Origin of the sequence: Roseibium album (assembly GCF_965233825.1) — a bacterium.
Lineage (GTDB): Bacteria > Pseudomonadota > Alphaproteobacteria > Rhizobiales > Stappiaceae > Roseibium > Roseibium album.
Genome location: NZ_OZ247583.1, coordinates 3,008,988 through 3,034,615 on the forward strand (window position 1 = coordinate 3,008,988; position 25,628 = coordinate 3,034,615).

The 25,628-nt window shown below is 56.7% G+C and carries 23 protein-coding genes; 13 read left to right on the forward strand and 10 right to left on the reverse strand.

Features of this window, described 5'->3' with window-relative positions; genetic code table 11:
* Positions 1–68 precede the first annotated feature (68 nt).
* Positions 69–1,391, reverse strand: coding sequence for a serine hydroxymethyltransferase (gene glyA / locus ACO6TI_RS13910; RefSeq protein WP_422385125.1), 1,323 nt, complete (start codon positions 1,389–1,391; stop codon positions 69–71).
* 101 nt (positions 1,392–1,492) lie between these two features.
* On the opposite strand from glyA, the gene ACO6TI_RS13915 reads away from it, so the two are divergent.
* From ACO6TI_RS13915 to ccoS, 9 genes are all read left to right on the forward strand, one after another.
* Complete coding sequence (locus tag ACO6TI_RS13915) at positions 1,493–2,383, forward strand: LysR family transcriptional regulator (RefSeq protein WP_422385126.1); 891 nt, start codon at positions 1,493–1,495, stop codon at positions 2,381–2,383.
* Between the two features lie 247 nt (positions 2,384–2,630).
* The gene (gene ccoN / locus ACO6TI_RS13920; protein ID WP_104703374.1) at positions 2,631–4,286 is read left to right on the forward strand and encodes a cytochrome-c oxidase, cbb3-type subunit I; all 1,656 of its coding nucleotides are present in this window, start codon (positions 2,631–2,633) and stop codon (positions 4,284–4,286) included.
* Positions 4,287–4,298: 12 nt separating this feature from the next.
* Positions 4,299–5,033, forward strand: coding sequence for a cytochrome-c oxidase, cbb3-type subunit II (ccoO, locus tag ACO6TI_RS13925; protein ID WP_108874511.1), 735 nt, complete (start codon positions 4,299–4,301; stop codon positions 5,031–5,033).
* 5 nt (positions 5,034–5,038) lie between these two features.
* Positions 5,039–5,194 carry a cbb3-type cytochrome c oxidase subunit 3 gene (locus ACO6TI_RS13930; RefSeq protein ID WP_029063999.1) on the forward strand — a complete coding sequence of 52 codons (156 nt, stop codon included), beginning with the start codon at positions 5,039–5,041 and terminating at the stop codon, positions 5,192–5,194.
* Between the two features lie 3 nt (positions 5,195–5,197).
* On the forward strand, positions 5,198–6,076 hold the full coding sequence (gene ccoP, locus ACO6TI_RS13935; protein ID WP_055111621.1) for a cytochrome-c oxidase, cbb3-type subunit III: 879 nt from the start codon (positions 5,198–5,200) through the stop codon (positions 6,074–6,076).
* A gap of 191 nt (positions 6,077–6,267) precedes the next feature.
* The gene (gene ccoG / locus ACO6TI_RS13940; protein ID WP_055111623.1) at positions 6,268–7,731 is read left to right on the forward strand and encodes a cytochrome c oxidase accessory protein CcoG; all 1,464 of its coding nucleotides are present in this window, start codon (positions 6,268–6,270) and stop codon (positions 7,729–7,731) included.
* Between the two features lie 10 nt (positions 7,732–7,741).
* Positions 7,742–8,254 (forward strand): FixH family protein, encoded by a 513-nt coding sequence (locus ACO6TI_RS13945; protein WP_055111625.1) that lies wholly within the window; start codon positions 7,742–7,744, stop codon positions 8,252–8,254.
* Between the two features lie 10 nt (positions 8,255–8,264).
* Entirely contained in the window at positions 8,265–10,511 is a 2,247-nt protein-coding gene (locus ACO6TI_RS13950; protein WP_196999198.1) for a cation-translocating P-type ATPase, read from the forward strand.
* A gap of 6 nt (positions 10,512–10,517) precedes the next feature.
* Positions 10,518–10,676, forward strand: a complete 159-nt coding sequence (gene ccoS / locus ACO6TI_RS13955; protein ID WP_029063994.1) for a cbb3-type cytochrome oxidase assembly protein CcoS — start codon at positions 10,518–10,520, stop codon at positions 10,674–10,676.
* A 42-nt stretch (positions 10,677–10,718) separates the two neighbouring features.
* Here ccoS and ACO6TI_RS13960 read toward each other — a convergent pair whose 3' ends face one another.
* Entirely contained in the window at positions 10,719–10,898 is a 180-nt protein-coding gene (locus ACO6TI_RS13960; RefSeq protein ID WP_055111629.1) for a hypothetical protein, read from the reverse strand.
* 279 nt (positions 10,899–11,177) lie between these two features.
* Here ACO6TI_RS13960 and ACO6TI_RS13965 point away from each other — a divergent pair, with 279 nt between their 5' ends.
* Positions 11,178–11,720 carry a response regulator gene (locus ACO6TI_RS13965; protein WP_082442792.1) on the forward strand — a complete coding sequence of 181 codons (543 nt, stop codon included), beginning with the start codon at positions 11,178–11,180 and terminating at the stop codon, positions 11,718–11,720.
* Positions 11,721–11,741: 21 nt separating this feature from the next.
* On the opposite strand, the gene ACO6TI_RS13970 is transcribed toward ACO6TI_RS13965, so the two are convergent.
* Positions 11,742–11,963: a hypothetical protein gene (locus ACO6TI_RS13970; protein WP_029064030.1), complete on the reverse strand. Its 222-nt coding sequence runs from the start codon at positions 11,961–11,963 to the stop codon at positions 11,742–11,744.
* A 199-nt stretch (positions 11,964–12,162) separates the two neighbouring features.
* Between ACO6TI_RS13970 and aroQ the strand changes: the two genes are divergently transcribed.
* On the forward strand, positions 12,163–12,606 hold the full coding sequence (gene aroQ / locus ACO6TI_RS13975) for a type II 3-dehydroquinate dehydratase (RefSeq protein WP_055111631.1): 444 nt from the start codon (positions 12,163–12,165) through the stop codon (positions 12,604–12,606).
* Positions 12,607–12,658: 52 nt separating this feature from the next.
* On the opposite strand, the gene ACO6TI_RS13980 is transcribed toward aroQ, so the two are convergent.
* From ACO6TI_RS13980 to urtA, 7 genes are all read right to left on the reverse strand, one after another.
* The gene (locus tag ACO6TI_RS13980) at positions 12,659–13,396 is read right to left on the reverse strand and encodes a sugar transferase (protein ID WP_268873268.1); all 738 of its coding nucleotides are present in this window, start codon (positions 13,394–13,396) and stop codon (positions 12,659–12,661) included.
* A gap of 273 nt (positions 13,397–13,669) precedes the next feature.
* Positions 13,670–14,977, reverse strand: coding sequence for a UDP-glucose dehydrogenase family protein (locus tag ACO6TI_RS13985; protein WP_104703368.1), 1,308 nt, complete (start codon positions 14,975–14,977; stop codon positions 13,670–13,672).
* A 183-nt stretch (positions 14,978–15,160) separates the two neighbouring features.
* On the reverse strand, positions 15,161–15,856 hold the full coding sequence (gene urtE / locus ACO6TI_RS13990) for an urea ABC transporter ATP-binding subunit UrtE (RefSeq protein ID WP_422385127.1): 696 nt from the start codon (positions 15,854–15,856) through the stop codon (positions 15,161–15,163).
* A 47-nt stretch (positions 15,857–15,903) separates the two neighbouring features.
* The gene (urtD, locus tag ACO6TI_RS13995; RefSeq protein ID WP_408009716.1) at positions 15,904–16,647 is read right to left on the reverse strand and encodes an urea ABC transporter ATP-binding protein UrtD; all 744 of its coding nucleotides are present in this window, start codon (positions 16,645–16,647) and stop codon (positions 15,904–15,906) included.
* A 7-nt stretch (positions 16,648–16,654) separates the two neighbouring features.
* Positions 16,655–17,893, reverse strand: a complete 1,239-nt coding sequence (gene urtC / locus ACO6TI_RS14000) for an urea ABC transporter permease subunit UrtC (RefSeq protein WP_104703365.1) — start codon at positions 17,891–17,893, stop codon at positions 16,655–16,657.
* The gene (urtB, locus tag ACO6TI_RS14005) at positions 17,890–19,509 is read right to left on the reverse strand and encodes an urea ABC transporter permease subunit UrtB (protein ID WP_422385128.1); all 1,620 of its coding nucleotides are present in this window, start codon (positions 19,507–19,509) and stop codon (positions 17,890–17,892) included. The genes urtC and urtB overlap by 4 nt, the downstream gene beginning before the upstream one ends.
* Positions 19,510–19,716: 207 nt before the next feature.
* Entirely contained in the window at positions 19,717–20,964 is a 1,248-nt protein-coding gene (urtA, locus tag ACO6TI_RS14010) for an urea ABC transporter substrate-binding protein (RefSeq protein WP_422385311.1), read from the reverse strand.
* Between the two features lie 320 nt (positions 20,965–21,284).
* On the opposite strand from urtA, the gene ACO6TI_RS14015 reads away from it, so the two are divergent.
* Together ACO6TI_RS14015 and ACO6TI_RS14020 are read left to right on the forward strand one after the other, a co-directional pair.
* Positions 21,285–24,674 carry an ATP-binding protein gene (locus tag ACO6TI_RS14015; protein WP_196999203.1) on the forward strand — a complete coding sequence of 1,130 codons (3,390 nt, stop codon included), beginning with the start codon at positions 21,285–21,287 and terminating at the stop codon, positions 24,672–24,674.
* Positions 24,664–25,578 carry a DNA-binding response regulator gene (locus ACO6TI_RS14020; protein ID WP_055111645.1) on the forward strand — a complete coding sequence of 305 codons (915 nt, stop codon included), beginning with the start codon at positions 24,664–24,666 and terminating at the stop codon, positions 25,576–25,578. The genes ACO6TI_RS14015 and ACO6TI_RS14020 overlap by 11 nt, the downstream gene beginning before the upstream one ends.
* Positions 25,579–25,628 lie beyond the last annotated feature (50 nt).

Below are 25,628 nucleotides of genomic sequence, written 5' to 3' on the forward strand. Positions count from 1 at the left end.
CCCCAAGCACTCAAAGGCACGCCAACAGGAGGGTAGGCAGAGAAACGGAAAAACGGAAGACTGCAGATTCAGGTTCGAACGAAGTGCAGTTCGCCGAACTGTTTCCGCCAGTCCGAGACACGGCTTGCCATGGCTTCAGGATCGTTTGACCGCAAGGCTTCGGCGATAAGGCGTGCAAGCTCCGGCATGTCGGTTTCCGTCATGCCCCAGCGGACCAGTTCCGGTGTACCGAACCGCAGTCCGTTCATGTCCCCGTCGACAGGCGGTACGGGAAGGCCGATGCCGCACGCCAGGAAGCCGGCCTTGCGAAGCTTCTTCGACGCTGCCTGTCCACCGCCCAGCGAAGCCGCTTCCAGGGCAAACTGGTGTGATCCGGTAAAGCCCAGCCTGGTAGAAAAGACCGGCAGACCTTCTTCAGAAAGGGCTGTTGCAAGGGCTTTTGCCGTTGCGGCCATCATTTGCGCGTAGGCAGGTCCAAAGTCGCGCCAATCCAGAAGCGATACAGCCAGCGCAGCAGATTTGGCAGCATCGAAATTCGCCGTCAGTCCGGGAAAGGCGATCCCGTCGAGCCTTCTGGACAATTCCTGGTCGTTGGTGACAAGTAGCCCGCCTGCCGGCCCGCCAAGGCTCTTGTAGGTGCTCATGGTCATGAGATGCGCACCTTCCGCCAGCGGATCGGCGAAGACGCCACCTGCAATCATGCCGCACTGATGGGCCGCATCGAACAGGACATAGGCGCCAATCTCGTCTGCAATCGCCCTGATCTGCGTTACCGGATGCGGAAACAGGTTGAGGCTCATGCCGATCGTGATGAGCTTTGGGCGCAGCTCCAGGGCCTGGGCCCGCAAGCCCTCCAGATCGATCGTGTATCCGTCCGGATCAACCGGAGCTTCGTGAATTTCGAGCCCGTAAAGGCCGGCGCAACCCGGACCATGATGCGTCACATGCCCTCCGACGGAGGCGGGAGGAGCGATGATCACGTCGCCGGGTTTTGTGGTCGCCATAAAGGCGTAGAGATTGGCGATAGCACCGGATGCGACCCGGATTTCCGCATATGTCGCGTTGAAAATTTCACAGGCAAGCTCGGCGGCAATCACCTCAATCTCTTCAATCGCCTCCAGGCCCATTTCATATTTGTCGCCCGGATAGCCGAGCGACGGGCGTGATCCGATGCCGCTGGCCAAAAGTGCCTCGGCCTTCGGGTTCATGACATTGGTCGCGGGATTCAGGTTGAAACAGTCCCGCTCGTGAATCTTGCGGTTTTCTGCAACCAGCTGGTCGACGCGACCTGCAACCTGAGCTGAAGTCAGGGGACGGGTGCTCCTGTTTATTCCGTCGATACGCGAGGCGACGTTTTGCGGCAACCATGGCCGGAGTTCGTGTGCAGACATTCAGGTTTCTCCAATCCGAATTGCAATCAGAGTGGACCCGGGCTTGCACATTCGCAAATCAGATTTTAGAAAAACAAGGGCTAGAAAAAATAGGTCAAAAGATGCCTGTATCACCCCCGACACCTCGAATTCCGTCGCTCAATGCCCTTCGTGCCTTCGAAGCGGCCGCGCGGCTTGGCGGATTTGCGCTGGCAGCCGAAGAACTCGGCGTGACCCCGGGTGCGGTTGCCGCACAAATCAAGTCGCTGGAAGAGGAGATCGGTGCCAGCCTGTTCGTCCGCAGTACCCGAGGTGTAACGCTTACACCGATTGGGCAAAGAGCACTGCCGGCATTCGTGGAGGTTTTCGATTCTCTGGGCCAGGCGGTGCGCGACCTCAGGCAGGATGCCACGCCCCACAAGGTGCACATTGCCGCACTGCCTGCCCTGGCGCAGCTCTGGCTCGCACCGCGACTTCCGATGCTGCGAGAAAGACTGCCTGACGTCGATGTGTCAGTGACTGCCATGGAAACGCCGCCAAACCTCAAACGGGTGCCGTTCGATCTTTGCCTGTTTTACACAAACACCACCCCTCCGGGAGGAGTACAGCTGGGAAGTGAAGAAATCCTGCCGGTCTGCGTTCCCGAACTGGCGCGCAAACTCACGCGGCCGGAAGACCTGAAAACTGTTTCCTGCCTGACTGATATTGCATGGGCCGATGACTGGAAGCTGTGGGCGCAAAGAGTGATGCCGGAAGCCGACTTCAGTCCCGACGGTCCGGTCTTTTCACTTTATTCGGTTGCACTCCAGGAGGCGTTGAGCGGGGCAGGTGTTCTCATGGCACACAAGTCCCTCGTTTTGCATCATCTCCGGAAGGGAGAGTTGGTGGCCCCATTCAAGACACAGGTGCCGCTCACAGGGAGAATTACAATGTGGATTTTGCCAAGCAGGCATCACATTAAAATTCTCAGAGATGTCGTTGAAAGCCTGAAGCAATCTGGTTCGGTATTTTGACCATGAGCCGTGTTGGGTTTTTGGACGGCGGCGATGTTTTCATGCAATGCCGGACGCGCGTGCGAGTACGCAGTTCTACGATTGCGACACTCTGCCTGTGGCGTGCGACACTGTGCGGGCAACTTTCACATCTTTGAATGCAGTAAGACCGCTCTTGATATGAATCAACGCGGCTCACAGGGAGTCGTGCGCATGGTCGTGCCATCGTTGGCACCTTGCATGGATTCTAATAAACTGGGGCGCTGAAATGGCACATAAAAAGACCGGTTTGGTCTCGCTCGAGGAGGGTGGTTTCGCCATCTTCCTTGTGCTGCTTGCATTCGTCTGCATCATCGTAGCAGGCAAGACCTTTGATCAGGTCATGGCTTTTCACGCTGGCATCGGCGCGCTTTTCGCCGCGGTCAGCGTCTTTCTGATCTTCAAGAACTTCTTTGACGACGGCGGGGAACCTATCCCGGCCGAAATCGACGGAAAACCGAACTACAATATGGGGCCGGTCAAATTCGGTGCGGTCGCCGCCATGTTCTGGGGGCTTGCCGGGTTCACGGTCGGTCTCATAATCGCGCTTCAGCTGGCATGGCCGGCATTGAATTTCGATCTTCCCTGGACCAACTTCGGCCGGCTGCGTCCCCTGCACACATCGGCGGTGATTTTTGCATTCGGCGGTAACGTCTTGCTGGCGACGTCCATGTATGTCGTTCAAAGGACGTGCCGTGTGCGCATGCCGGGCAAGATCCTGCCCTGGTTCGTGATCCTGGGGTACAACGTTTTCATCGTCCTCGCGGGTACCGGGTATCTGCTCGGTGTCACCCAGAGCAAAGAATACGCGGAACCGGAATGGTACGCCGATCTCTGGCTGACCATCGTCTGGGTCTTCTACCTGCTGTTGTTCCTGGGGACGCTTTGGAAACGCAAGGAACCGCACATCTATGTGGCGAACTGGTTCTATCTGGCGTTTATCGTCACGATCGCCATGCTGCACATCATCAACAACCTGACGGTTCCGGTCTCGATCTATTCGACCAAGTCCTACATCGTCTGGGCGGGTGTCCAGGATGCGATGGTGCAGTGGTGGTACGGTCACAATGCGGTGGGCTTCTTCCTGACCGCTGGCTTTCTTGCCATCATGTACTACTTCATCCCGAAGCGGGCTGATCGTCCGGTCTATTCCTACCGCCTTTCGATTATTCACTTCTGGGCGCTGATCTTCCTGTACATCTGGGCTGGTCCGCACCACCTCCACTACACGGCGTTGCCGCAATGGGCATCGACGCTGGGGGCGACATTCTCCATCATCCTCTGGATGCCGTCATGGGGTGGCATGATCAATGGCCTGATGACGCTGTCGGGTGCCTGGGACAAGCTGAGAACCGATCCGGTTCTGCGCATGATGGTCGTATCGGTTGCCTTCTACGGCATGTCGACCTTCGAAGGTCCACTGATGAGTTTGCGTTCGGTCAACTCCCTGTCGCACTACACCGACTGGACCATTGGCCACGTACATTCCGGCGCTCTTGGCTGGGTTGGCTACATCTCCTTCGGTGCGCTCTACTGCCTGATCCCCTGGCTGTGGAACAAGAAGCAGCTTTATTCCCTGAAGCTCGTTGACTGGCACTTCTGGCTGTCGACGATCGGCATCGTGCTCTACATCACCGCGATGTGGGTATCCGGTATCATGCAGGGTCTGATGTGGCGTGCCTACGACAGCCTCGGCTTCCTGGAATATTCCTTCGTCGAAACAGTGGAAGCGATGCATCCCTTCTACATCATCCGTGCTCTCGGAGGCGCACTGTTCGTGCTTGGTGCCGTGATCATGGCTTACAATCTCTGGATGACCGTCCGTCATGGCGAGGCTGAGGAAGCCGAAGCCACGCCGGTTGGCTCCCTGGCTCCGGCCGAATAAGGGAGGACAACAATGTCACTTTGGAAAAAACACGAAGTCTTCGAAAAGAACTCCTTCGTTCTGCTGGTCGGTATCCTGGTCGTGGTCGCCATTGGCGGCCTGGTCGAGATTGCCCCGCTCTTCTATCTGAAGAGCACAATCGAGAAGACTGAGGGAATGCGGCCTTATACGCCGCTGGAACTCACCGGTCGCGACATCTATGTCCGTGAAGGCTGCTACCTGTGTCACTCGCAAATGATCCGCCCGATGCGCGATGAACTCGCGCGTTACGGCAACTACTCTCTGGCTGCGGAAAGCATGTATGACCATCCGTTCCAGTGGGGGTCCAAGCGGACAGGACCGGACCTTGCACGGGTCGGCGGCAAGTATTCCGATGCCTGGCACGTCGAGCATCTTGTCGACCCGCGCTCGCTGGTTCCCGCATCCATCATGCCCGGATATCCGTTTCTTGCGGAAAACAGGCTGAACACGCGGGACATCCAGTCCGCTCTGACAGTCAACACCATTGTCGGCGTGCCCTACACGGATGAACAGGTCGAAAATGCCCAGACCGATCTCCTCGGGCAGGCAATGCCGGACTCCGATGCTGCCTATGCCTTCGAAGAGCGTTGGCCCAGTGCAACTGTCCGCGACTTTGACGGCAATCCGAAGGAAGTCACCGAGATGGACGCACTGGTCGCCTATCTTCAGGTGCTGGGCACCATGGTCGACTTCTCCATCTACGACGACAAGGCAAACTCGAGGTAAGGGCGATGAACGAAACGTATAACGCTTTTGCAAGCTTCGCACAGACCTGGGGCCTGGTCTATTTCGTGGTCCTGTTCGGCATCGTCCTGGCCTATGCGTTGTGGCCAAAGAACGCCAAAAAATTCGACGACGCGGCCCAGATCCCGTTCCGGGAGGATTGAACCATGGCAGATACACAAAACAAGGAAGTCGACCAAATCTCCGGGGTCGAGACGACCGGCCATGAATGGGATGGTCTTAAGGAACTGAACAATCCCTTGCCGAGATGGTGGCTGTACCTCTTCTACGTCACCATCGTATGGGCCGTAATCTACTGGGTGCTTTATCCCGCATGGCCCCTGGTCAACGGATACACACACGGCATCCTGGGCTCGAACCAGCGCCAGGAAGCAGTTGCTGCCTACGAAAAGGGGATCGCGGAGCAGTCCGAGTTTGCTGACAAGATCGTGGCAACTGCACTTGAGGACATATCCAAGGATCAGGAGCTGTTGCAGTTTGCGCTGGCCAGCGGACAGGCTGCGTTTGGTGACAACTGCTCACCTTGCCATGGCTCGGGTGGCACGGGTGCGGAAGGGTATCCCAACCTCCAGGACGATACCTGGATCTGGGGTGGAACGCTGGATGACATCCACACCACGCTCCTCCATGGCATTCGCTCGGAAAGTGAAGACACGCGCTTCGGCGACATGCCGGCTTTCGGTAGCGATGAATTGCTGAGCAGGGACGAAATAAACCAGGTTTCCAACTTCGTCGCCTCCCGTGCCGGTGTCGAAACCGATGACGGTGTGGACCTGGCTGCCGGGCAAACCCTCTATGAGGACAATTGTGCCGCCTGCCACGGCGACAATCTGGAAGGCCTGCAGGAAGTCGGAGCGCCGAGCCTGATGTCTGCGAATTACCTTTACGGAAAGACTCTCGATGACATCAAGAGGCAGGTAGCCACCCCGCGCAACGGTGTGATGCCGGGATGGGTTGACCGCCTTGACCCGGCAACCGTCAAGTCACTTACCGTATACGTCCACTCCTTTGGCGGTGGTCAGTAACAAGATGGTGAGGAGACGGCAAATGCGCCGGGTCGCCTGAAGCATTTGATCCGGCGCAAAGTGTGACGCTTTGCGCCGGATTATTTTCAAGCAATGCTGATATTGATCGGCGATGAGAACGGGATGAGGGTCCCGTTCCGATTGAAGCAGGATCCTATTGGGGCAGGATCGCGACAAAGAGGACGGACGGTATGTCTGCGGACACCGATACGCATGAGGACGAGCACTCCGAAGAGTGGTTTGCGTCAGCCAAGAAAATCTACCCCATGGCAACCCACGGCCTGTTCCGCAGGATCAAGTGGGCTTTGCTGTTCATCACGCTTGGCATTTACTATTTCCTGCCGTTTGTACGCTACGACCGCGGTCCGGAAGCTCCCGGACAGGCAGTCCTGGTCGATATGGAAAAGGCCCGGGGTTATTTCTTCTTCATCGAGATCTGGCCGCAGGAAGTCTATTACCTCACCGGGCTTTTGATCATCGCGGCTGTTGCGCTTTTTCTGATGAACGCCGTCGCCGGCCGGATCTGGTGCGGCTACCTGTGTCCCCAGACCGTTTGGACGGACCTTTTTCTGTGGGTCGAGAGGCAGGTGGAAGGGGATCGGCGCGAACGCATTGCTCTCGACAAGGATCCCTGGACTTTCGGCAAGGTAAGCAAGCGCGCTACCAAACACTTCCTGTGGCTCATGATCGCCTGGTGGACCGGCGGGGCCTGGGTCCTCTATTTCAACGACGCGCCGACGCTGGTCTGGCAACTGCTCACGTTTCAGGCGCCGATGATCGCCTATATCTGGATCGCGATCCTGACGACAACGACTTACCTGCTCGCAGGGTTCATGCGCGAACAGGTCTGCATCTACATGTGTCCGTGGCCACGCATACAGGCTGCCCTTACCGATGAAAAAGCGCTTAATGTTACCTATCGCTGGGACAGAGGCGAGCCACGCGGATCTTTGAAACAGAACAAGAAGCTTGCGGCGGAAGGTTTGCCCGCAGGCGATTGTATCGACTGTTTCCAGTGTTTTCAGGTTTGTCCGACCGGCGTCGACATCCGTAAGGGGATGCAGCTTGACTGCATTCAATGCGGCCTGTGTATCGATGCCTGCGACAACATCATGACCAAGGTCGGCAAGCCCACGGGCCTGATCGGCTATGATACCGACGAGAACATCGAGCGACGGATCGAAGGCAAGGAGCCGGTCTACGAGATCGTCAGGGTCAGGACCGTGGTCTATGCCGTGATTATCGCTCTCGTGGGCGCAATCATGCTGTTTGCGCTGCTCAACCGGGATTTTGCCGATATCAGCGTGCTTCACGACCGCAATCCGGTTTTCGTTGAGCAATCCGACGGTTCGGTGCGCAATGGCTACACCGTGCGTCTGTCCAACAAACGGCGCCATACCAGAGCGTTCATGCTCCATGTCGAAGGCATGCCCACGAACACGCAGGTTGAGGCCGTCGGCGCGGATTCCAATTTTGCCGGGCGGCCGATTATCGAGGTTGGCCCCGACACAACACGTGAAGTGCGTGTTCTTGTAAGTTCGCCGCCCTGGGAGAAGATGCCGCATTCAACGCCGGTGACGTTCCGCATCACCGAAAGCGTGATGGGTGAGGTCGTAACCGCACAAGATACTTTCAAAGCGCCAGACAAGCCTTGAGGAGCAAACAATGACAATGGTTCAGTCGAATATGAAAGACCCCAAGGCGATTACCGGCAAAACCGTTTTGATCTGGCTGCTGGGGTTCTTCGGGGTGATTTTCGCAGCCAATGCCGTGTTCATCTACCTCGCGCTCGGGTCTTTCCCGGGCGTGGTCGTGGAGAGTTCCTATGAAGCCGGCCAGGGCTACAACCAGGAACTGGCGGCGGCGAAAGCTCAGGAACAGTTGAACTGGCAGGTTTCGAGCGAAGTCGTTCGGTCAACCGACGACACCTGGAAACTGGTGGTACACGCAGCAGATGCCGAAGCGACCCCGCTTTACGGCATCGACATCAATGTCCTCTTGAGGCGCCCGGCCCAGGAAATGGCAGACGTGGAAGCGAACCTGCGTGCGGATGGCGGCGGGCGCTATGTGGCCGATCTGGAACATCTACCCGCCGGCAACTGGACGCTTGTCCTGGAGATCGAGCAGGACGGAAACCGCAAATTCAAGTCTGAAAACCGCATATTCCTGAAGGACTGAGGCACTCCGCGTGACGGTACATCAGCGTGACTGGCAGGCATTCATAACACCGGGAAACAACGGCGCGGTTCATATGGACCTTGCCGTTGACGGGATCACCTGTGCCGCCTGCATGGGGGAAATCGAACGTGGCCTGAAACGTTTGCCGGGTATCCGTTCCGCCAGGGTCAATCTCACCAGTCAGCGGCTTGCCGTCGATTGGGTTGAGGACCAGACGGGCGCCGAAGAGATTGTCGGTGAATTGGCCAGACTGGGTTACACGGCCCACCCGTTCGATCCGGCAAGCCAGAAGGAGCGTCAGGACAAGACAGGCAAACAGCTGCTGCGCTGCCTGGCTGTCGCGGGATTTGCAGGCATGAATATCATGCTGTTGTCGGTGTCAGTCTGGTCGGGAAATGCCACGGACATCACCCCCGAAACGCGGGACTTTTTCCATTGGCTGTCGGCCCTGATCGCGTTGCCGACTGTTGCCTACGCTGGGCGTCCGTTCACGAAAAGTGCCTTTGGAGCGCTCGCTGCAGGCCGGCTCAACATGGATGTGCCTATTGTGATCGGTGTGTTTCTGACCGTGGCACTGTCATTTGTCCAGACGCTGCAGCACCAGCATCATGCCTATTTCGAATCTGCGGTGATGCTGCTCTTTTTCCTGCTGGTTGGTCGTTATCTCGACCACAACATGCGCGGACGAACCCGGTCCTTTGCCGAAAACATTGCTGCGCTGAAAGCGGAAGTTGCCGCCCGGATGAATTCCGACGGAAGCATACGCGAAGTCCCGCTTTCCAAGATCAACACGGGTGACCTTGTCCTGGTCTCAGGCGGAGAGCGTGTGCCCGTGGATGGCGTCGTGGAAACGGGACAGTCGGAAATTGACCAGAGCCTGGTTACGGGCGAAAGCATTCTCGTGCCAGTCAGGCGGGGACAAAGAGTTTATGCCGGTACCCTGAATGGGGCAGGGGCACTTCAGGTTCGCGTTGAAGCTGCCTCGGGCACGACGCTTCTTGACGAAGTAAACCGGCTTCTGGAAACCGCGTCGCAGGCCAAGTCCGCCTACGTCCGGATCGCCGACCGTGCGGCGCGACTCTACGCTCCGCTGGTGCATGGTGCTGCTGCCTTGACATTTCTTGGCTGGCTTCTGGCCGGCCTGGCCTGGCAACCGGCCCTGGTAATCTCGATTTCAGTCCTGATCATCACGTGCCCCTGTGCTTTGGGACTTGCCGTTCCGGCAGTTCAGGTGGTGGCCTCCGGACAATTGTTCAGGCGTGGTATCCTGCTTAACTCAGGGGATGCCATCGAACGCTTGGCTGAAATCGACACGATCCTTTTCGACAAGACCGGCACGCTGACAAGGCCTGAGCCTGAACTTTTCGAAACCGTTGACCCGGCAGACGAGACGATAGCCTTGGCCGGGCGTCTGGCCCTTGCCAGCCGTCATCCATTGTCCGCCGCATTGGTCCGGGCAACGAGCGCTATCATGCCGTTGCCCGATATTGAGGAAATTGCCGGATCAGGTCTGGAAACAAACCATGAAGGCAAGAAGCTCCGTTTGGGCAGTCCACAGTTCTGCCAGGCCTCTCGGGAGCTGATTGACGAAGCCCTTGAAAGGGTTCCCGGCGCTTCCCTGCTCGCAATCAGCTACGGTGACGAACCTGTGCGACTGTTGACTTTCCGGCAAAGCCTGCGGCCGGATGCGGCCAGTGTGATCGATCGGCTGGGCCAGGAAGGGTACACGCTTGAAATCATCTCCGGCGATACCCTGCCGGCTGTCGAGGACTGCGCAAAAACGCTGGGGATCTCTGCCTGGAGCGCGGGCATGAAACCTGCCCGGAAAATAGCGCGTCTTGAGGAACTGCAAGCGGAAGGCCGCAAGGTACTCATGGTCGGCGACGGACTGAACGACGCACCTGCATTGGCGGGTGCACATGTTTCACTCTCGCCTGTTTCCGCGGTTCATCTCAGTCAGGCGGCAGCAGACGCGGTGTTTCTGGGAGACAGGCTGATGCCGGTGGCCGATGCTTTGCACTTGTCCAGAAGGGCAAGGGCGGCGATCGAACAGAACCTCTGGATTTCTGCCCTCTACAACGTCATTGCCGTACCGATTGCGGTGGCCGGTTTTGTGACGCCTCTCATGGCAGCCGTTGCAATGTCGGCTTCCTCGCTGGCGGTTACGGCCAACGCGCTGAAGTTGAAGTGGGGCGAAACAAGCCGTTCGTCCGGTACCGGCAGCGCGCAAACGCCAAAGCCGTCAGACGGGAGATAGCAATCGATGGATGTCCTGATCTTCCTGATCCCGATCGCACTCTTTTTGGGTGCCCTCGGCCTGATTGCATTTCTCTGGTCGTTGAAGAATGGTCAGTATGATGATCTGGAAGGCGCGAAGTGGCGGATTCTGGACGATGACGACCTGCCGGAAGACAAGCGCTGACGCAAGGGCCCGTTTCCCGCGTACGGTCTGTCGAAGGATATGTCAGGCAAGAATGTTTGACAGCGCCATCGCAACCGCCAGCAATACAAGCCCCACTCCTGAAAGAAGCAGAATATTCTCGCGCAGTCCGCTGGAGCCCGCCGTAGATGGCTCGTGCTCGCCTGCAAGCGGCTCGTCCTGTCTGCTCTTGTCCCGGTCTGTGGTCATGAGGCTCGTGATCATTGAAGTGTGACATCTCTTTTTTTGTTTCTGGAAGCAGGATGACCTTCAGCTCTGAAAGTCCCGTTAATCCGTGGCGTGTGAAAAAGTTAATTGGCCACAGCATTACCAAGTTGTGAAAACTGAGCTTGATTACAAATTTGAAATTAGATTTATGAAAATTATTCAATGAGTTAAGCTTCGATTTGCTGCTGTTGCCCGATGCTTTCCACCTCGGCAGGGATACGGCTAACCCAATCTTCAGGTTTTCATGGCAAGACAAGGGGAAACAAGGAGGAATTGGTGAGCCTGGATCTTGCCTCTTTGACATTTTTGCTGGTCGAAGACAGTGCTTATATGCGGACGATTCTGCGGACGATGCTGCAGGGTTTCGGTGCGCGTCGCATTGTGGAGGCAGAGGACGGTGCTTCCGGCCTCGAGGCCATGGATCGTGCAAACCCGGATATTCTGATCCTGGACTGGGTCATGCCCATTCTGGACGGTGCAGACATGGTGCGCATGATCCGCAGCCCGAACAATCCGTTCGCGTACATCCCGATCATCATGGTAACGGCCCATACTGAACGGAGCCGGATTGTCGAAGCCCGCAGGCTAGGCGTGCACGAGTTGCTGTCGAAGCCTATTTCGGCAAAGTCGTTGTATCAGCGGGTTTCGAGCGTGATCCTTCATCCGCGTGATTTCATCAAGACAGCGACCTATTTCGGTCCCGCTCCCCGGGAAATAAGAAATCGGCAGAAGATTTGGCAGGGCGGACCGGGGCAACCGCCCGGACAGCCGCCTGGAGAAGCTGCAGAAGAACCTGAAAACGTCACCGCGATTGGCTAGGTATCTCGATCGTCGGGGAACTCAGGCCGCCGATTGTGCCGATTTTGAGGGTTCACTTGTCGTGTGCACGGTATTGGAGGCACTTGCTTCAAGTGCATCTGCAAACTGGGCCAGCACGTCCAGATCAACCGTATAATTGTCGAGCAGAAATTGAGACAGGACGTCGATCGAGAGATGTTGGTAACCCTCAATCGCCGCCATCAGTGCTTCCGGAGTGTCCAGCCGTTCACGCAGCTTGATCATTGTCTTCCGCTGAGTTTATTTTCCGCCACCTTGGATATTTATAGTTAATAGTGAGTAAATCTGACACGCGCAATAGCGAGTTTTACCCGTATGGCGGAAGGTTCCGGCCGTCCACAGCCTTCTGGGGAAGAACTGGCTGAATGACTGGCAAAAGACGCTGTTTGACCGCATTTTGGAGGCAGCGATCGAAAGGGCACGAATGGCAAAAGTCGTTTATATCTTGAACGGACCGAATCTCAACCTGCTGGGAAAGAGGGAACCGGAGATCTATGGCCATCAGACACTGGACGATGTTCATCAAATGTGCGTCGCTCAGGCGGAAAATGACGGACTTGATATCGTGTTCCGGCAAAGCAACGCAGAGCACGACCTGATCGATTGGGTGCAGGAAGCCAGGGAAGCAGCTCACGCCATCATTATCAATCCGGCCGCTTACTCACACACGTCCATCGCTATATTGGACGCTCTCAGTGCGTGTACGTGTCCGGTGATCGAAGTGCATGTTTCCAACATCCACAGGCGCGAAGCTTTTCGTCATCACTCTTATGTTTCGCAAAAAGCAGACGCGGTGATAGCAGGGTGCGGTGTCGAGGGCTACCTGCTTGCATTGCAACGGGCAGCGACCTTGCTGAAGGAAAGCTGACGGGTTTCAACCGGACAAGCTCCAGACAATGGGTCATTGCTGAAGACGTATTCTAGTATCCGTTTCCGGAGAAAAATTCGCGCGCAATTGTCTGGGCGATGACTTTGAAATCAAGCAGGAGAGATTGGCTCTCCAAATATTGAAGATCATATTCAAGACGCATTTTCGCGGAAAAGGCATCCGTGGTTTCCCCACGAAATCCGTTGACCTGTGCGAGACCCGTAATTCCCGGGCGCACCTGATGACGTTCCATGTATCTTGTATCGAATTTTTCGTAGTCAATTCCGGCCGCCAGCATGCCCGGTACGTGCGGACGCGGCCCGACAAGCGACATGTCTCCGCGAAGGACGTTCATCAACTGGGGAAGCTCGTCGAAATTGCTCCTGCGCAGAAACGAGCCAACAGCGGTAACACGCGGGTCGTTGGATACCGTTTGGGTCACGCCTGATCCATCACCCAGATGCTGGTGCATCGTCCGGAATTTGAAAATCGTGAAAAGTTTTCCGTCGAGTCCGTATCGTTCCTGCCTGAATATGACAGGCCCACGACTTGTGACCTTTATCGCGATGGCGATCGCTACGAAAAGAGGCAGCAGAAGAAGCATTCCAGATCCTGCTCCCAGGATGTCCAGAATTCTCTTTAGTTTGCTGTTGCCTTGTGTCGAAGGGGTAACTTTCTTTATTGGACGGTTATCCTGATCAAAAACTGATGGGTTAAAAGAATAATTGGTTGTTTTACCAATATATCGATAGCGACTGGTATCGTCATATCTAACGGATTCGTTTGCCAAGCTTTACAAGCCTCGAGCCAATACGTGTGGTCTAAAGGATTTGCCGATGCAACATAGCCCGTTGAAGCGGCAGGTGCTAAGTATTCGTTAATCAATGGTTAACAGAGAGCGTAAAATCCTTGATTTATTGGGATTTGTTATCAGCTCGACATTCAAGCTGCAACATCGCGGTGCGAAAAACGAGTTAAATTTTTGTAAAACTTTAATTGAAACTGCCGAAAAATTCTCTCTCCGGCAGCTCCATGATCAGACATTGCCCTCAGAATGGAAGGGTCAGTAGCTGCGGCCGACGCTTGTATACTCAAAGCCGCGGGAAAGCATGTAGTCGGGTTTGTATATGTTCCTGAGGTCGACCACCTTCGGTGCCTTTAGCAGGGATTTTACCCGCTCCAGATCAAGTGCGCGAAACTGGTCCCATTCCGTGCAGATAACGACCACATCCGCATTTTCGATGGCGTGATAGGGTCCGTCGCAAAACAGGACGTCCGACATCATCTTGCCGGCTTCTTCCATGCTCGCAGGATCGTAGGCACGGATCTTGGCGCCACACGATTGCAGTTTCTCAACGATGTCGATGCTGGGAGCATCGCGCATGTCATCGGTGTTGGGTTTGAAGGCGAGGCCCAGCAGCGCGATTGTCTTGCCATTAACGTCACCGTCCAGGAAATCGACGACCTTGTCTGCCATCTTCTTCTTGCGAGCGGTGTTCACCTCGATCACGGAATCGACGATCTTGAGATCAGACCCGGCGTCCGCGGCAATCTTGGAAAGCGCGAGTGTGTCTTTCGGAAAACATGAGCCGCCGTAACCCGGTCCTGCATGCAGGAACTTGGACCCGATACGGTTGTCCAGGCCAATTCCGCGAGACACTTCCTGCACGTTCGCACCAACGTTTTCGCAAAGATCCGCGATTTCGTTGATGAACGTGATCTTGACTGCCAGAAACGCGTTGGCCGCGTACTTGATGAGTTCGGAGGTCCGCCGCTTGGTAACGATGATCGGTGTTTCGTTGAGATACAGCGGACGATAGAGTTCCTGCATCACTTCGACAGCCTTGTCGTCCTCCGTACCGACAACAACACGGTCAGGCCGTTTGAAGTCGTTGATGGCTGCCCCTTCACGAAGGAACTCCGGATTTGAAACCACGGCGAAATCGGCATCAGGATTGGTTTTCTGGATTATCGCCTCGACTTCGTCACCTGTGCCGACCGGAACCGTCGATTTGGTGATGATGACTGTGAAGCCTTCCAGAAGTCCGGCTATTTCCTCCGCGGCCGCATAGACGTAGGAAAGATCGGCGTGTCCGTCTCCTCGCCGCGTCGGGGTTCCGACTGCGATGAAGATGGCATCGGCGGTCCTTATGGCGTCCGATGAATCGGTCGTGAAAAAGAGCCGTTCTTCGTCAACGTTCTTTGCGACAAGTTCCTGAAGGCCCGGTTCGTAGATCGGAATCTTTCCATTGTTCAGGGCATCAATTTTTGTAGTGTCTTTATCAATACAGGTCACCACGTGACCGAAATCGGCAAAACATGTTCCCGATACCAGACCGACATAGCCGGTCCCAATCATTGCAACGCGCATAATATAATTCCAGTTCCTAAGGCTGACCCGGGCGCAGGAAGTAACTGCGTCCTGAATTTTTCGGCAGCTTTGAAGCTGTCATGCCCCTAGCACGACTGACGTCGCGATTGCTAGCCCATATAGTCCGGCGATTCTCGCGGACTGTCATGTGACGCCTTGCGGTCGGTCTGGGAAAACGTGCGCTTACACCGTCAGAAATCGCCTAACTTCGGTTTCCGACAGATCGGCACCTGAACCTGAAAGAACAATCTCGCCACGATCCATGACTGCATAATCATCGGCGAGATCCCTGGCGAATTCGAAAAATTGCTCGACAAGGACGATCGCCATGGTTCCCTGGTTCCGAAGCCATGCAATTGCGCGGCCTATATCCTTGATGATTGATGGCTGTATGCCTTCCGTCGGCTCATCGAGAACCAGCAATTGTGGTCGTGTGATGAGTGCGCGCGCGATTGCAAGTTGCTGCTGCTGCCCGCCTGACAGGTCGCCCCCGCGGCGGTTCAGCATGTCTTTGAGAACCGGAAACAGGTCGAACACGGTATCGGGAATAAAGCGGTCCCTTCGACGGATAGGTGCAAATCCCGTCTCGAGATTTTCCTTCACCGTAAGAAGAGGAAAAACCTCGCGCCCTTGTGGAACGACAGCAATTCCCCTGCGCGCCCGCGCGAAGGCCGGCAGCGATGAAATGTCATCTCCGTTCCACAGGATATTACCGGCGGCGATACCATGCTGGCCTGAAATCGCCCGCAAAGTGGATGTCTTTCCAACGCCGTTGCGGCCCAGAAGACAGGTGATCTTGCCGGTTTCGGCAGTCAGGGAAACGTCACTCAGCGCCTGAGCCGCGCCATAATAAAGATCAATGTTTTCAACTTTGAGCATTGTATTGCACCTTCTCGGGGAAGACAGCGAATGTTCCGCGGCAAAAATTATCGCCCCAGATAGACTTCGACGACACGTTCGTTGGCAGACACATGATCAAGGGATCCCTCGGCTAGAACGGATCCTTCATGAAGCACCGTGACTTTGACGCTGAGCGAGCGTACGAACTCCATGTCGTGTTCGACCACGACAACCGAGTGGTCTTGCGCGATGTCCTTGAGCAACTCGGCCGTTTCTGCCGTTTCCGCGTCGGTCATGCCGGCTGCCGGTTCATCGACGAGGAGCAGTTTCGGGTCCTGCGCCAGCAGCATGCCTATTTCCAGCCATTGTTTCTGACCGTGACTGAGATTGGCCGCAAGTTCATGTTTCCTGTCGGATAGCCTTATGAGGCCGAGAAGGTCGTCGATGCGTTTCGTTTCTCCGCCGGAAATGACATGAAACAGCGTGGCGAACGGGCCTCGGGGGGCTTTCAGGGCCAGTTCCAGATTGTCCCGGACTGTGTGGCTTTCGAAGACGGTGGGCTTTTGGAATTTTCGTCCGATGCCGATTTCTGCAATGGAGGCTTCGTCTTCGCCGGTCAGGTCGATCGCACCGTCAAAATAGATCTCGCCTCGGTCAGGCTTTGTCTTGCCCGTGATGACATCCATCATCGTGGTCTTGCCGGCACCGTTGGGTCCAATGATTGCGCGCATTTCTCCAGGAGCGATGGTGAGCGAAAGTTCGTTGAGCGCTTTGAAACCGTCGAAAGTGACGGAAACTCCGTCGAGATAGAGAAGGCTGGTTGCTTTCACCAATGTCTTACTCCGCCGGTTGAGGATGTGAAGCACCGGCGCGGGACATGGCCGGAACGGGAGGAGGCGTGCTGGCGGGTGCATCTTCAGACTGTTTTGCCTGTGGCCGCGGGCCGCCGGTCCCGTCTTCCTGATCGGAAGAATTCCTGCGTTGACGCAGCGTCGACCAACCGTCATTCAAGGTGCCCAGTATTCCCTTGGGCAAGAACAACGTGACAAACACGAACAGTCCTCCGAGTGCAAACAGCCAGATTTCGGGAAGTGCCGCGGTGAACCAGGTCTTGGCAAAGTTCACCAGAACGGCACCCAAAACGGCTCCGACCAGTGTTCCTCTGCCGCCGACCGCCACCCAGATCACCACTTCGATGGAGTTTGCCGGCGCGAATTCGCCCGGATTGATGATGCCGACCTGCGGAACATAAAGGGCGCCTGCAACACCTGCCATCATCGCCGAAAGTGTCCAGACAAACAGCTTGTAGTGTTCGACACGGTACCCCAGAAAGCGTATCCGGCTTTCCGCATCGCGCACCGCAACCAGAACCTTGCCAAGCTTGGACCGGGTAATGGAACGGCAGATCATGTACGAAAGAACCAGCGCCAGGCCGGAGGCTGCAAACAGGCCGGCCCGGGTCGTGTCTGCCTGTATGTCGAAGCCGAGAATATCCTTGAAATCCGTCAGGCCGTTATTGCCGCCGAACCCCATGTCGTTCCGGAAAAAGGCAAGCAGCAGCGCATAGGTGAGGGCTTGTGTAATGATAGACAGATAAACACCGGTGACCCGGGAGCGGAAGGCGAACCAGCCGAAAACAAAGGCAATCAATCCGGGGACAAGAAGCACCATCAGGGCCGCGAACCAGAACATGTCGAAGCCGTACCAGTACCAGGGCAGTTCCTGCCAGTTCAAAAAGACCATGAAGTCGGGCAGGGTCGGATCGCCATAAACGCCGCGCGTGCCGATCTGGCGCATGAGATACATGCCCATCGCATAACCGCCGAGTGCAAAGAAGGCAGCGTGGCCGAGCGAGAGAATTCCGCAATAGCCCCAGACGAGATCCACCGCCAGGGCCAGCAGGGCGTAGGTGAGATACTTGCCCATCAGTGTGACGGCATAGGTCGGCACGTGGAAGGGTGATCCGTGCGGGACAAGAAGGTTGCCCACTGGCACCAGAATGATGACGGCCGCCATGATCGCCAGAAAAACGCCGGCACGGGCATCCATGGCCCGAAACAGAAAGGAGGTCATCATGCTTCAACTGCCCGGCCCTTGAGGGCGAAGAGACCCCTTGGACGCTTTTGAATAAACAAAATGATGAACACCAGTACGAAGATCTTGCCGAGAACGGCGCCCGCGTAGGGTTCGAGGAATTTGTTGACGACCCCGAGTGTCATGGCTCCGACGAGCGTGCCCCACAGGTTTCCGACACCGCCGAACACGACGACCATGAAGCTGTCGATGATGTAGCCCTGTCCCAGGTTCGGCGAGACGTTGTCGATCTGTGAAAGCGCAACGCCGGCGATGCCGGCAATGCCGGAGCCGAGGCCGAAGGTCAGGGCGTCGATCCAGGGCGTGCGAATGCCCATCGAGGCCGCCATCCGGCGATTTTGAGTGACCGCGCGCGTGTAGAGGCCGAAGGGTGTTTTCTTGAGGACCAGCATGAGGCCGGCAAACACTAGCAGGGCGAACACAACGATCCACATTCGATTATAGGTAATGGTCATCTGGCCAAGTTCGAAGGCTCCTGACATCCAGTCCGGATTGCCGACCTCCCGATTGGTGGGACCAAAGACGGAGCGGACGGCCTGTTGAAGGATCAGTGAGATTCCCCACGTCGCCAGAAGCGTTTCCAGCGGTCGGCCGTATAACCAGCGGATCACACCGCGTTCAATCGCGATGCCAATCAGGCCCGCGGTCAGAAAGGCGAGGGGCAGCGCGATAAACAGGGAATAGTCGAACAGGCCTGGTGCAGAGGTGCGGATAATCTCCTGAACCACAAATGTAGTGTAGGCACCGATCATCACCATCTCGCCGTGAGCCATGTTGATCACCCCCATCACACCGAAGGTGATGGCCAGGCCTATGGCCGCAAGCAGGAGAACGGAACCAAGCGAAACGCCGTACCAGACGTTTTGTGCCGTGTTCCAGGCTGCGATAGATTTTTCGATTTTTTCAACCGCGTGGGTCGCCGCGTCCCGTACCGCTCCTTCGGAATTGGACCGGACGCCGATCAACAGCGACAGGGCTTCGCGGTTTCCCATCTCCGAGAGCGTCTCGACGGCTGCAAGTTTCTGCGCCTCCTCCAGATCGGAATTCAGCACGGCGGCAGCTCGGGCCTGTTCCATGACGAGCCGGACGTTGTCGTCTGTCTCGGCGGCAAGAGCTGTCTCGAGTGCGTCGATGCCCGCGGGGTCTTGCGCCTTGAATATCGCTTCGGCGGCTGCGACGCGAACGTTCGGGTCCGCCGCCATGAGCGTCAGGGACCCAAGTGCCGAACGGATTACCCGGCGCAACTTGTTGTTGACCTTGATCTTCTTGATTTCCCGTTTGCCTGCGTCGCCTTCGACTTCCAGCGTCAACGGGTCAGTAAGGGTAAATCGTTTGCCGTCCTTTTCCGCGATGAAGACCTTGCCGTCCGACTTGCGGAAATAAAGGTCACCGGCACCGAGAGCCTGAAGCGCCGGCGCGACTGCCGGATCGCCGGTTGCGACCAGGGCTCCGATCTGCTGTTCCGTCTCTGCGTATTTACCTTTTGCAAGTGCGTCGACCAGCGAGCGCAGGCTTTCGGTGTCACTTTGGGCAAGCGCGGGGCTCACCAGACTGGCAACGAGGCAAAACAAGACAAAGATTGATTTCAAGTTGGACATGGGTCCACCGGCGTTGATTGTTTGTTTCCAATTGCGGGAATTGTCGCCCGGCGACAGTCGTCGGCCGGTTTCCCGTCATCCCTGCGAAAGCCGGGGTCCAGTAGTCCGGGTCGGCGACCGCTGGATCCCGGGATCGTGTTTGACTGACCGGGATGAATACCGGTCAGGGGCGGGTCATTCGAACCCGCCCCGACACCGTTTTCCCTGTTAGGATCCGGAGCCTCCGCACTTGCCCGTAACAGTGTTGAAGTTGCCGCAGGACATCGGAGCACGCCAGTCGGAGATCAGGTCCTTGGAACCTTCCAGGTAGTCGGACCAGGCATCGCCGACGACGAGACCGGATGTTTCCCAGACTGTTTCGAACTGGCCATCATCCTGGATTTCGCCGATCAGCACGGGCTTGGTGATGTGGTGGTTTGGCATCATTGCCGAGTACCCACCCGTCAGGTTCGGCACGGAAACACCGACAATGGAGTCGATCACGGCATCCGGGTCGGTTGTTCCCGCCTTTTCAACGGCTTCTACCCACATGTTGAAACCTATGAAGTGGGCTTCCATCGGATCGTTTGTCACACGCTCTTCGTCACCGATAAAGGCGTGCCAGGCGTCGATGAACTCGGCATTGGCGTCGGTATCTGCGGACTGGAAGTAGTTCCAGGCGGCGAGGTGTCCGACCAGCGGACCGGTGTCGAGACCGGCGAGTTCTTCTTCCCCAACCGAGAAGGCGACGACCGGAATGTCTTCCGCCTTGATGCCGGCGTTTGCCAGTTCCTTGTAGAAGGGGACGTTTGCGTCACCGTTGATCGTGGAGACCACTGCGGTTTTCTTGCCGGCCGAGCCGAAAGTCTTGATGTCGGAGACGATCGTTTGCCAGTCGGAGTGTCCGAACGGCGTGTAGTTGATCATGATGTCTTCTTCAGCAACACCCTTGGATTTCAGGTAGGCTTCCAGGATCTTGTTGGTCGTGCGCGGATAGACATAGTCTGTACCGGCCAGGACCCAGCGCTCGACGCCTTCTTCATTCATGAGGTAATCAACAGCAGGGATTGCCTGCTGGTTCGGAGCAGCGCCCGTATAGAAGACGTTCCGCTGGGATTCTTCGCCCTCGTACTGCACCGGATAGAACAGCAGGGAGTTCAGTTCCTCAAAGACCGGAAGAACGGACTTGCGAGACACGGAGGTCCAGGCACCGAACACGGCGTCGACTTCGTTCACTTCTATCAGTTCGCGTGCCTTTTCAGCAAAAAGCGGCCAATCCGAAGCAGGGTCGACGACGACGGCTTCAAGCTGCTTTCCAAGAAGTCCGCCATTTTTGTTCTGCTCTTCGATGAGCATCAGCATGACGTCCTTAAGCGTTGTTTCCGAAATCGCCATCGTGCCGGACAGCGAATGGAGAACACCGACCTTGATGGTGTCTTCCTGAGCAGCTGCGCTGCCGATCATTGTGGAGGCCATCAGGCCTGCCAGCGCGAGTTTTGTGAGAGTGTTTTTCATGTAATTTCCCCTTGATAAGAGACACCGGTTCCCGGCCGGTGCAAGGCGGCTGGAAGGACTGCCGCCACCGGGGAAAGATCGTGCGCCGGAAACATTGCACCGCAACATACGTCAATTGACGTAAGTCGCCGGTGGCGCGCTCTGGCGGGCATTTGTGCCGTTCGGCATGAATCGTGCTCTGCAGGAAAGCCAATGAGAAACAGGTTGGAAAACGGGGCAATTCTGACCGTGAGTTGCCAAAAATTTATGCAACTGGCGTCAATTCGGGCGATTGGTCTGAAATGACCGCCCGTCAGCGCATCCTGCCCATTCGGCGCCAGTACAACAAATGGGTCAACAACCAGACGCTGGAAGACTATGCCCTGCGTTTCACGGCCAAGGGCGCGCGCCGGTTTTCCTCCCGTGCGATCTCCCAGACCGCGATTGGGGCCATCTCCTTTCTGGCGCTTGAAGCGATCGGCGGTGCGATAACGTTGTCGCACGGAACCGCAAATGCATTTTTGGCGATCCTTGTCGGAAGCCTGGTGCTGTTGATCGTCGGCCTGCCGATCAGCCGCTACGCGATGCGGTATGGCGTCGATATTGATCTGCTGACGCGTGGTGCGGGTTTTGGATATATCGGTTCAACGATCACATCGCTTGTCTATGCAAGTTTCACCTTCATTCTTTTTGCAATTGAAGCCTCGATCATGTCGAGTGCATTGGAATTCGCATTCGGCGTGCCGCTCTGGCTCGGCTACATAATCAGCGCGGTTGCCGTCATTCCACTGGTCACCCATGGTGTAACCTGGATCAGCCGGTTTCAGCTGGCGACGCAACCATTCTGGATCATCCTGAACATCCTGCCGTTCATTTTCATCGCGTTTACCGACTGGCAATCGGTCGGGCAATGGCTCTCGTTTTCCGGAATCGACCCGATAACTCAAGCGCAGCGCCTGGAACCGGGTGGTTGGAACAACATCAATCTCGTCAGTTTCGGTGCGGCAACCGCGGTTATTCTTGCGCTGATGGCGCAGATCGGAGAGCAGGTCGATTTCCTGCGCTTCCTTCCTGCGGAAGATTTCGCCGGCCGGCGTCACCGGTTGGCCCTGTTTCTCGCCGGGCCGGGCTGGGTGATCCTGGGAGCTCCGAAGATGATCGCCGGATCGTTCCTCGCCGTGCTCGTGCTCTCGCACGGCGTTCCGGTCGAACACGCCGACGAGCCGTCGCGGATGTATGCGGTGGCATTCGGCTACATGATCCCGAGCGAAACCGTCGTCCTGTTGCTGATGGCGGCTTTCGTCGTCGTCGCACAGCTCAAGATCAACGTGATGAATGCCTATGCCGGCTCGCTTGCCTGGTCGAATTTCTTTTCGAGGCTGACCCATTCACATCCCGGACGTGTTGTCTGGCTGGTGTTCAACGTTGGTATTGCGCTGTTTTTGATGGAACTCGGCATCTACAAGCTTCTGGAAGAAACGCTTGGCATCTTTTCCATCATTGCAATGGCGTGGCTGTCTTCAATTTCAGCGGACCTCTTCATCAACAAGCCGCTTGGTCTTTCTCCGCCGGGTATCGAGTTCAAGCGAGCGCATCTCTTTGACATCAATCCGGTCGGAACAGGAGCCATGCTGCTTGCCGCCGGGCTGGCTATCGCAGCGCATTTCGGCTTGTTTGGCGATATTGCCGCTGCACTCGCGACATTTCTGGCGATGGCGGTCGCCTTCGTCGCGGCGCCCGTCATTGCATTCGCGACCAAAGGAAAATTCTATCTGGCACGAAAGCCTCGTGCGCACTGGCAGGACAGGGACCATATCGCCTGTTCCATTTGCGAAAATCCGTTCGAACCGGAAGACATGGCCTATTGTCCGGCCTATCAGTCACCGATCTGCTCGCTTTGCTGTTCCCTGGATGCCCGTTGTCATGATTCCTGCAAGCCGAACGCCCGTATTACCCATCAGGTCGGGTCCGTCGCGGCTGTATTCCTGCCAGATGCGGTACTCGACAGTCTTCGTTCCCGTCTTGGCCGCTACGCGGTTACCTCTGTTCTAGCTGTAACGGGAATAGGCCTTGTCCTCTGGATCATCTACGCCCAGGCGGCGAGTCGGCTTGATGACCCGACAGGCCTCATCGCCCAAACCGTGTCGCTGATCTTCTTCGTGTTTGCCATTGTGGCCTGTATTGCCTGCTGGTTTCTGGTGCTGGCCCATGATACGCGGCAGGTCGCCGAAGAGGAATCTGCCCGTCAGAACGCTCTGCTTCAAAAGGAAATCGACGCACACAGTGTCACGGACGCCGCACTCCAGAAGGCAAAGGAAGACGCTGAAGCGGCCAATATTGCCAAAAGCCGCTACGTCGTTGGCCTGAGCCACGAGCTCAGGACACCGCTCAATGCGGTGCTCGGCTATGCGCAGGTTTTGGAGAGGGACGAAACGTTACCACAGGCAAGAAGGCCCGCAGTCGGTACGATCCGCCGCAGTGCAGAGCACCTGTCCGGCCTGATCGATGGCCTGCTGGATATCTCCAGAATTGAGGCCGGCCGGCTGCAGATCTATTCCAACGAAATCAATATTCATGGATTTCTCGACCAGATCGTCGACATGTTCCGCATGCAGGCAAGCGCAAAAGGACTTGGGTTTTCCTTTGAAAAACCACGGAACCTGCCGGTCTTTGTCCGGACCGACGAAAAGCGTCTACGCCAGATCCTGGTCAATCTGTTGTCCAACGCCATCAAGTTCACGGACAGTGGCAGCGTCTCGCTCCGTGTCGGTTATCGCTCGCAAGTCGCCAGTTTCGTGGTGTCCGATACCGGCCCAGGCATCGCGCTGGAAGAACAGGCGAAGATTTTCGAACCTTTCGAGCGCAGCAAGGCTGCCAGTGGCCGCAAGGCGCCAGGCCTTGGTCTCGGACTGACGATCACCAAGCTGCTTACGGAATCGATGGGTGGTGCCGTGGCTCTGGCGAGTGAACTGGGGCAGGGCGCTTCTTTCGAGGTCCGGCTTATGCTGGCGGCCGTCGATCGACCCGTGGACGCCGTGCGCCTCGAACGCCAGGTGAGGGGATACCGGGGCACCCGCAAGACAATTGCAGTCGTGGATGACAACCCGGAACACCGTGCACTGGTGCGCGAGGTTCTGGAGCCGATCGGCTTCACACTGCTCGAGGCGGAAAACGGTTCAATTTGTCTTGCGAATATCAGTGATCTGAAACCCGATCTCTATCTCATAGATATCCTGATGCCGGGAATGAACGGGTGGGAACTCGCCCGGGCTCTCCGGGACAGAAAAGACGTTGCACCGATCATCATGCTGTCTGCAAATATCGGCGACCAGTCCCTGCGCCCAGATGGTCCGGCGCTGCACGACGGCTCGCTTGGAAAGCCTTTCGACATCGGCCGTCTTCTCGACCTGTTGCAAAACAGCCTTGGCTTGACCTGGACCGAAACTCCGAATTCCGGTCACGTGGACAGGCCGGCAGTGACCAGATTCCGGTCGCCCGGGCAAAGGCATGTTGCCGATCTGATCTCGCTTGCCGAGATCGGATATGTGGAAGGCATCGAGGCCAAACTCACGGAACTCGCGGGCACTCCGGAGCATCGTCCACTGGTTGATGCCCTTCACGGCCATCTCAACCGGTTTGATTTCGACGCCTATCGGGACACATTGAGCGAATTGGAAACCAATGACGGATGATCGCCGCGATACGGTGCTGGTGGTTGACGACAGCCCCGAAACCCTCGGGTTTGTGACCGAAGCCCTGAAGAAGACAGGAATCGCTGTCCTGGTGGCAACCAGCGGCGAGGCGGCGCTGTCGGTCTGCTCGAAAGTGGTTCCCGACACCATATTGATGGATGCGGTCATGCCGGGGCTGGACGGGTTCGAGACATGCAAGAAGATCAAGATCAATCCGGTGTTGCAGCATGTTCCGGTCATATTCATGACCGGGCTGTCGGAAACGGAACACATCGTCAGGGCGCTTGAAGCAGGCGGCGTCGACTTCCTCACCAAGCCGATCGCCGTCGACGAATTGAAGGCAAGGATCAACGTACATCTGAAGAATGCCCGTTCGGTACAAAGTGCACATGTTGCCCTGGATGCGGCCGGTCGCCATCTGGTGGCGGTGACCGCTGAAGGCAACATCCTCTGGTCGACGCCTCAGATCCACTCGCTGTTGAGCCGGACGGGAGACGGCGACACGAGTCTCTTGCACTTGGGCAGGGCGTTGGGGGAATGGCTTGGTGAGGCAGCACACTCCGAAGTCCCGCAAAAGAGCTTCGTGCTCGGGTTGTCGGAGACCCTGACAGTACAATTGCATCCGCTTGGTCGGGTTGGTCCGGACGAGAATCTCTTTCGCCTCACCACCGAAGATGAAGCCGGACAGGTCAAGGCACTCCAGGATCGGTTTGGTCTGACGCGGCGCGAAGCTGAAGTGCTGATCTGGATCGCAAAGGGCAAGTCCAACAAGGATATCGGCGAAATTCTTGGATTGTCACCGCGCACCGTCAACAAGCATCTGGAGCAGATCTTTGTGAAACAGGGTGTTGAGAACCGTGCTTCTGCAGCGGTCCGGGCTGCGGAAATCATCTACGCGTTGTGAGCGGCTTTAGTTCAGAGGTCCATCTGGTCTGAGGTTTCCACCGGCCGCGG

Bases quoted from the DNA above. Each gene is read 5' to 3' on its own strand.
- ccoP (WP_055111621.1), top strand. From the start codon at position 5,198: ATGGCAGATACACAAAACAAGGAAGTCGACCAAATCTCCGGGGTCGAG.
- ACO6TI_RS13945 (WP_055111625.1), top strand. From the start codon at position 7,742: ATGACAATGGTTCAGTCGAATATGAAAGACCCCAAGGCGATTACCGGC.
- ACO6TI_RS13970 (WP_029064030.1), bottom strand. From the start codon at position 11,963: ATGATCAAGCTGCGTGAACGGCTGGACACTCCGGAAGCACTGATGGCG.
- ccoG (WP_055111623.1), top strand. From the start codon at position 6,268: ATGTCTGCGGACACCGATACGCATGAGGACGAGCACTCCGAAGAGTGG.
- ACO6TI_RS13960 (WP_055111629.1), bottom strand. From the start codon at position 10,898: ATGATCACGAGCCTCATGACCACAGACCGGGACAAGAGCAGACAGGAC.
- urtC (WP_104703365.1), bottom strand. From the start codon at position 17,893: ATGATGACCTCCTTTCTGTTTCGGGCCATGGATGCCCGTGCCGGCGTT.
- ACO6TI_RS14020 (WP_055111645.1), top strand. From the start codon at position 24,664: ATGACGGATGATCGCCGCGATACGGTGCTGGTGGTTGACGACAGCCCC.
- ccoN (WP_104703374.1), top strand. From the start codon at position 2,631: ATGGCACATAAAAAGACCGGTTTGGTCTCGCTCGAGGAGGGTGGTTTC.
- glyA (WP_422385125.1), bottom strand. From the start codon at position 1,391: ATGTCTGCACACGAACTCCGGCCATGGTTGCCGCAAAACGTCGCCTCG.
- ACO6TI_RS13915 (WP_422385126.1), top strand. From the start codon at position 1,493: ATGCCTGTATCACCCCCGACACCTCGAATTCCGTCGCTCAATGCCCTT.
- aroQ (WP_055111631.1), top strand. From the start codon at position 12,163: ATGGCAAAAGTCGTTTATATCTTGAACGGACCGAATCTCAACCTGCTG.
- urtA (WP_422385311.1), bottom strand. From the start codon at position 20,964: ATGGCCTCCACAATGATCGGCAGCGCAGCTGCTCAGGAAGACACCATC.
- ccoS (WP_029063994.1), top strand. From the start codon at position 10,518: ATGGATGTCCTGATCTTCCTGATCCCGATCGCACTCTTTTTGGGTGCC.
- ACO6TI_RS13985 (WP_104703368.1), bottom strand. From the start codon at position 14,977: ATGCGCGTTGCAATGATTGGGACCGGCTATGTCGGTCTGGTATCGGGA.
- ACO6TI_RS13930 (WP_029063999.1), top strand. From the start codon at position 5,039: ATGAACGAAACGTATAACGCTTTTGCAAGCTTCGCACAGACCTGGGGC.
- urtB (WP_422385128.1), bottom strand. From the start codon at position 19,509: ATGTCCAACTTGAAATCAATCTTTGTCTTGTTTTGCCTCGTTGCCAGT.
- urtE (WP_422385127.1), bottom strand. From the start codon at position 15,856: ATGCTCAAAGTTGAAAACATTGATCTTTATTATGGCGCGGCTCAGGCG.
- ACO6TI_RS14015 (WP_196999203.1), top strand. From the start codon at position 21,285: ATGACCGCCCGTCAGCGCATCCTGCCCATTCGGCGCCAGTACAACAAA.
- ccoO (WP_108874511.1), top strand. From the start codon at position 4,299: ATGTCACTTTGGAAAAAACACGAAGTCTTCGAAAAGAACTCCTTCGTT.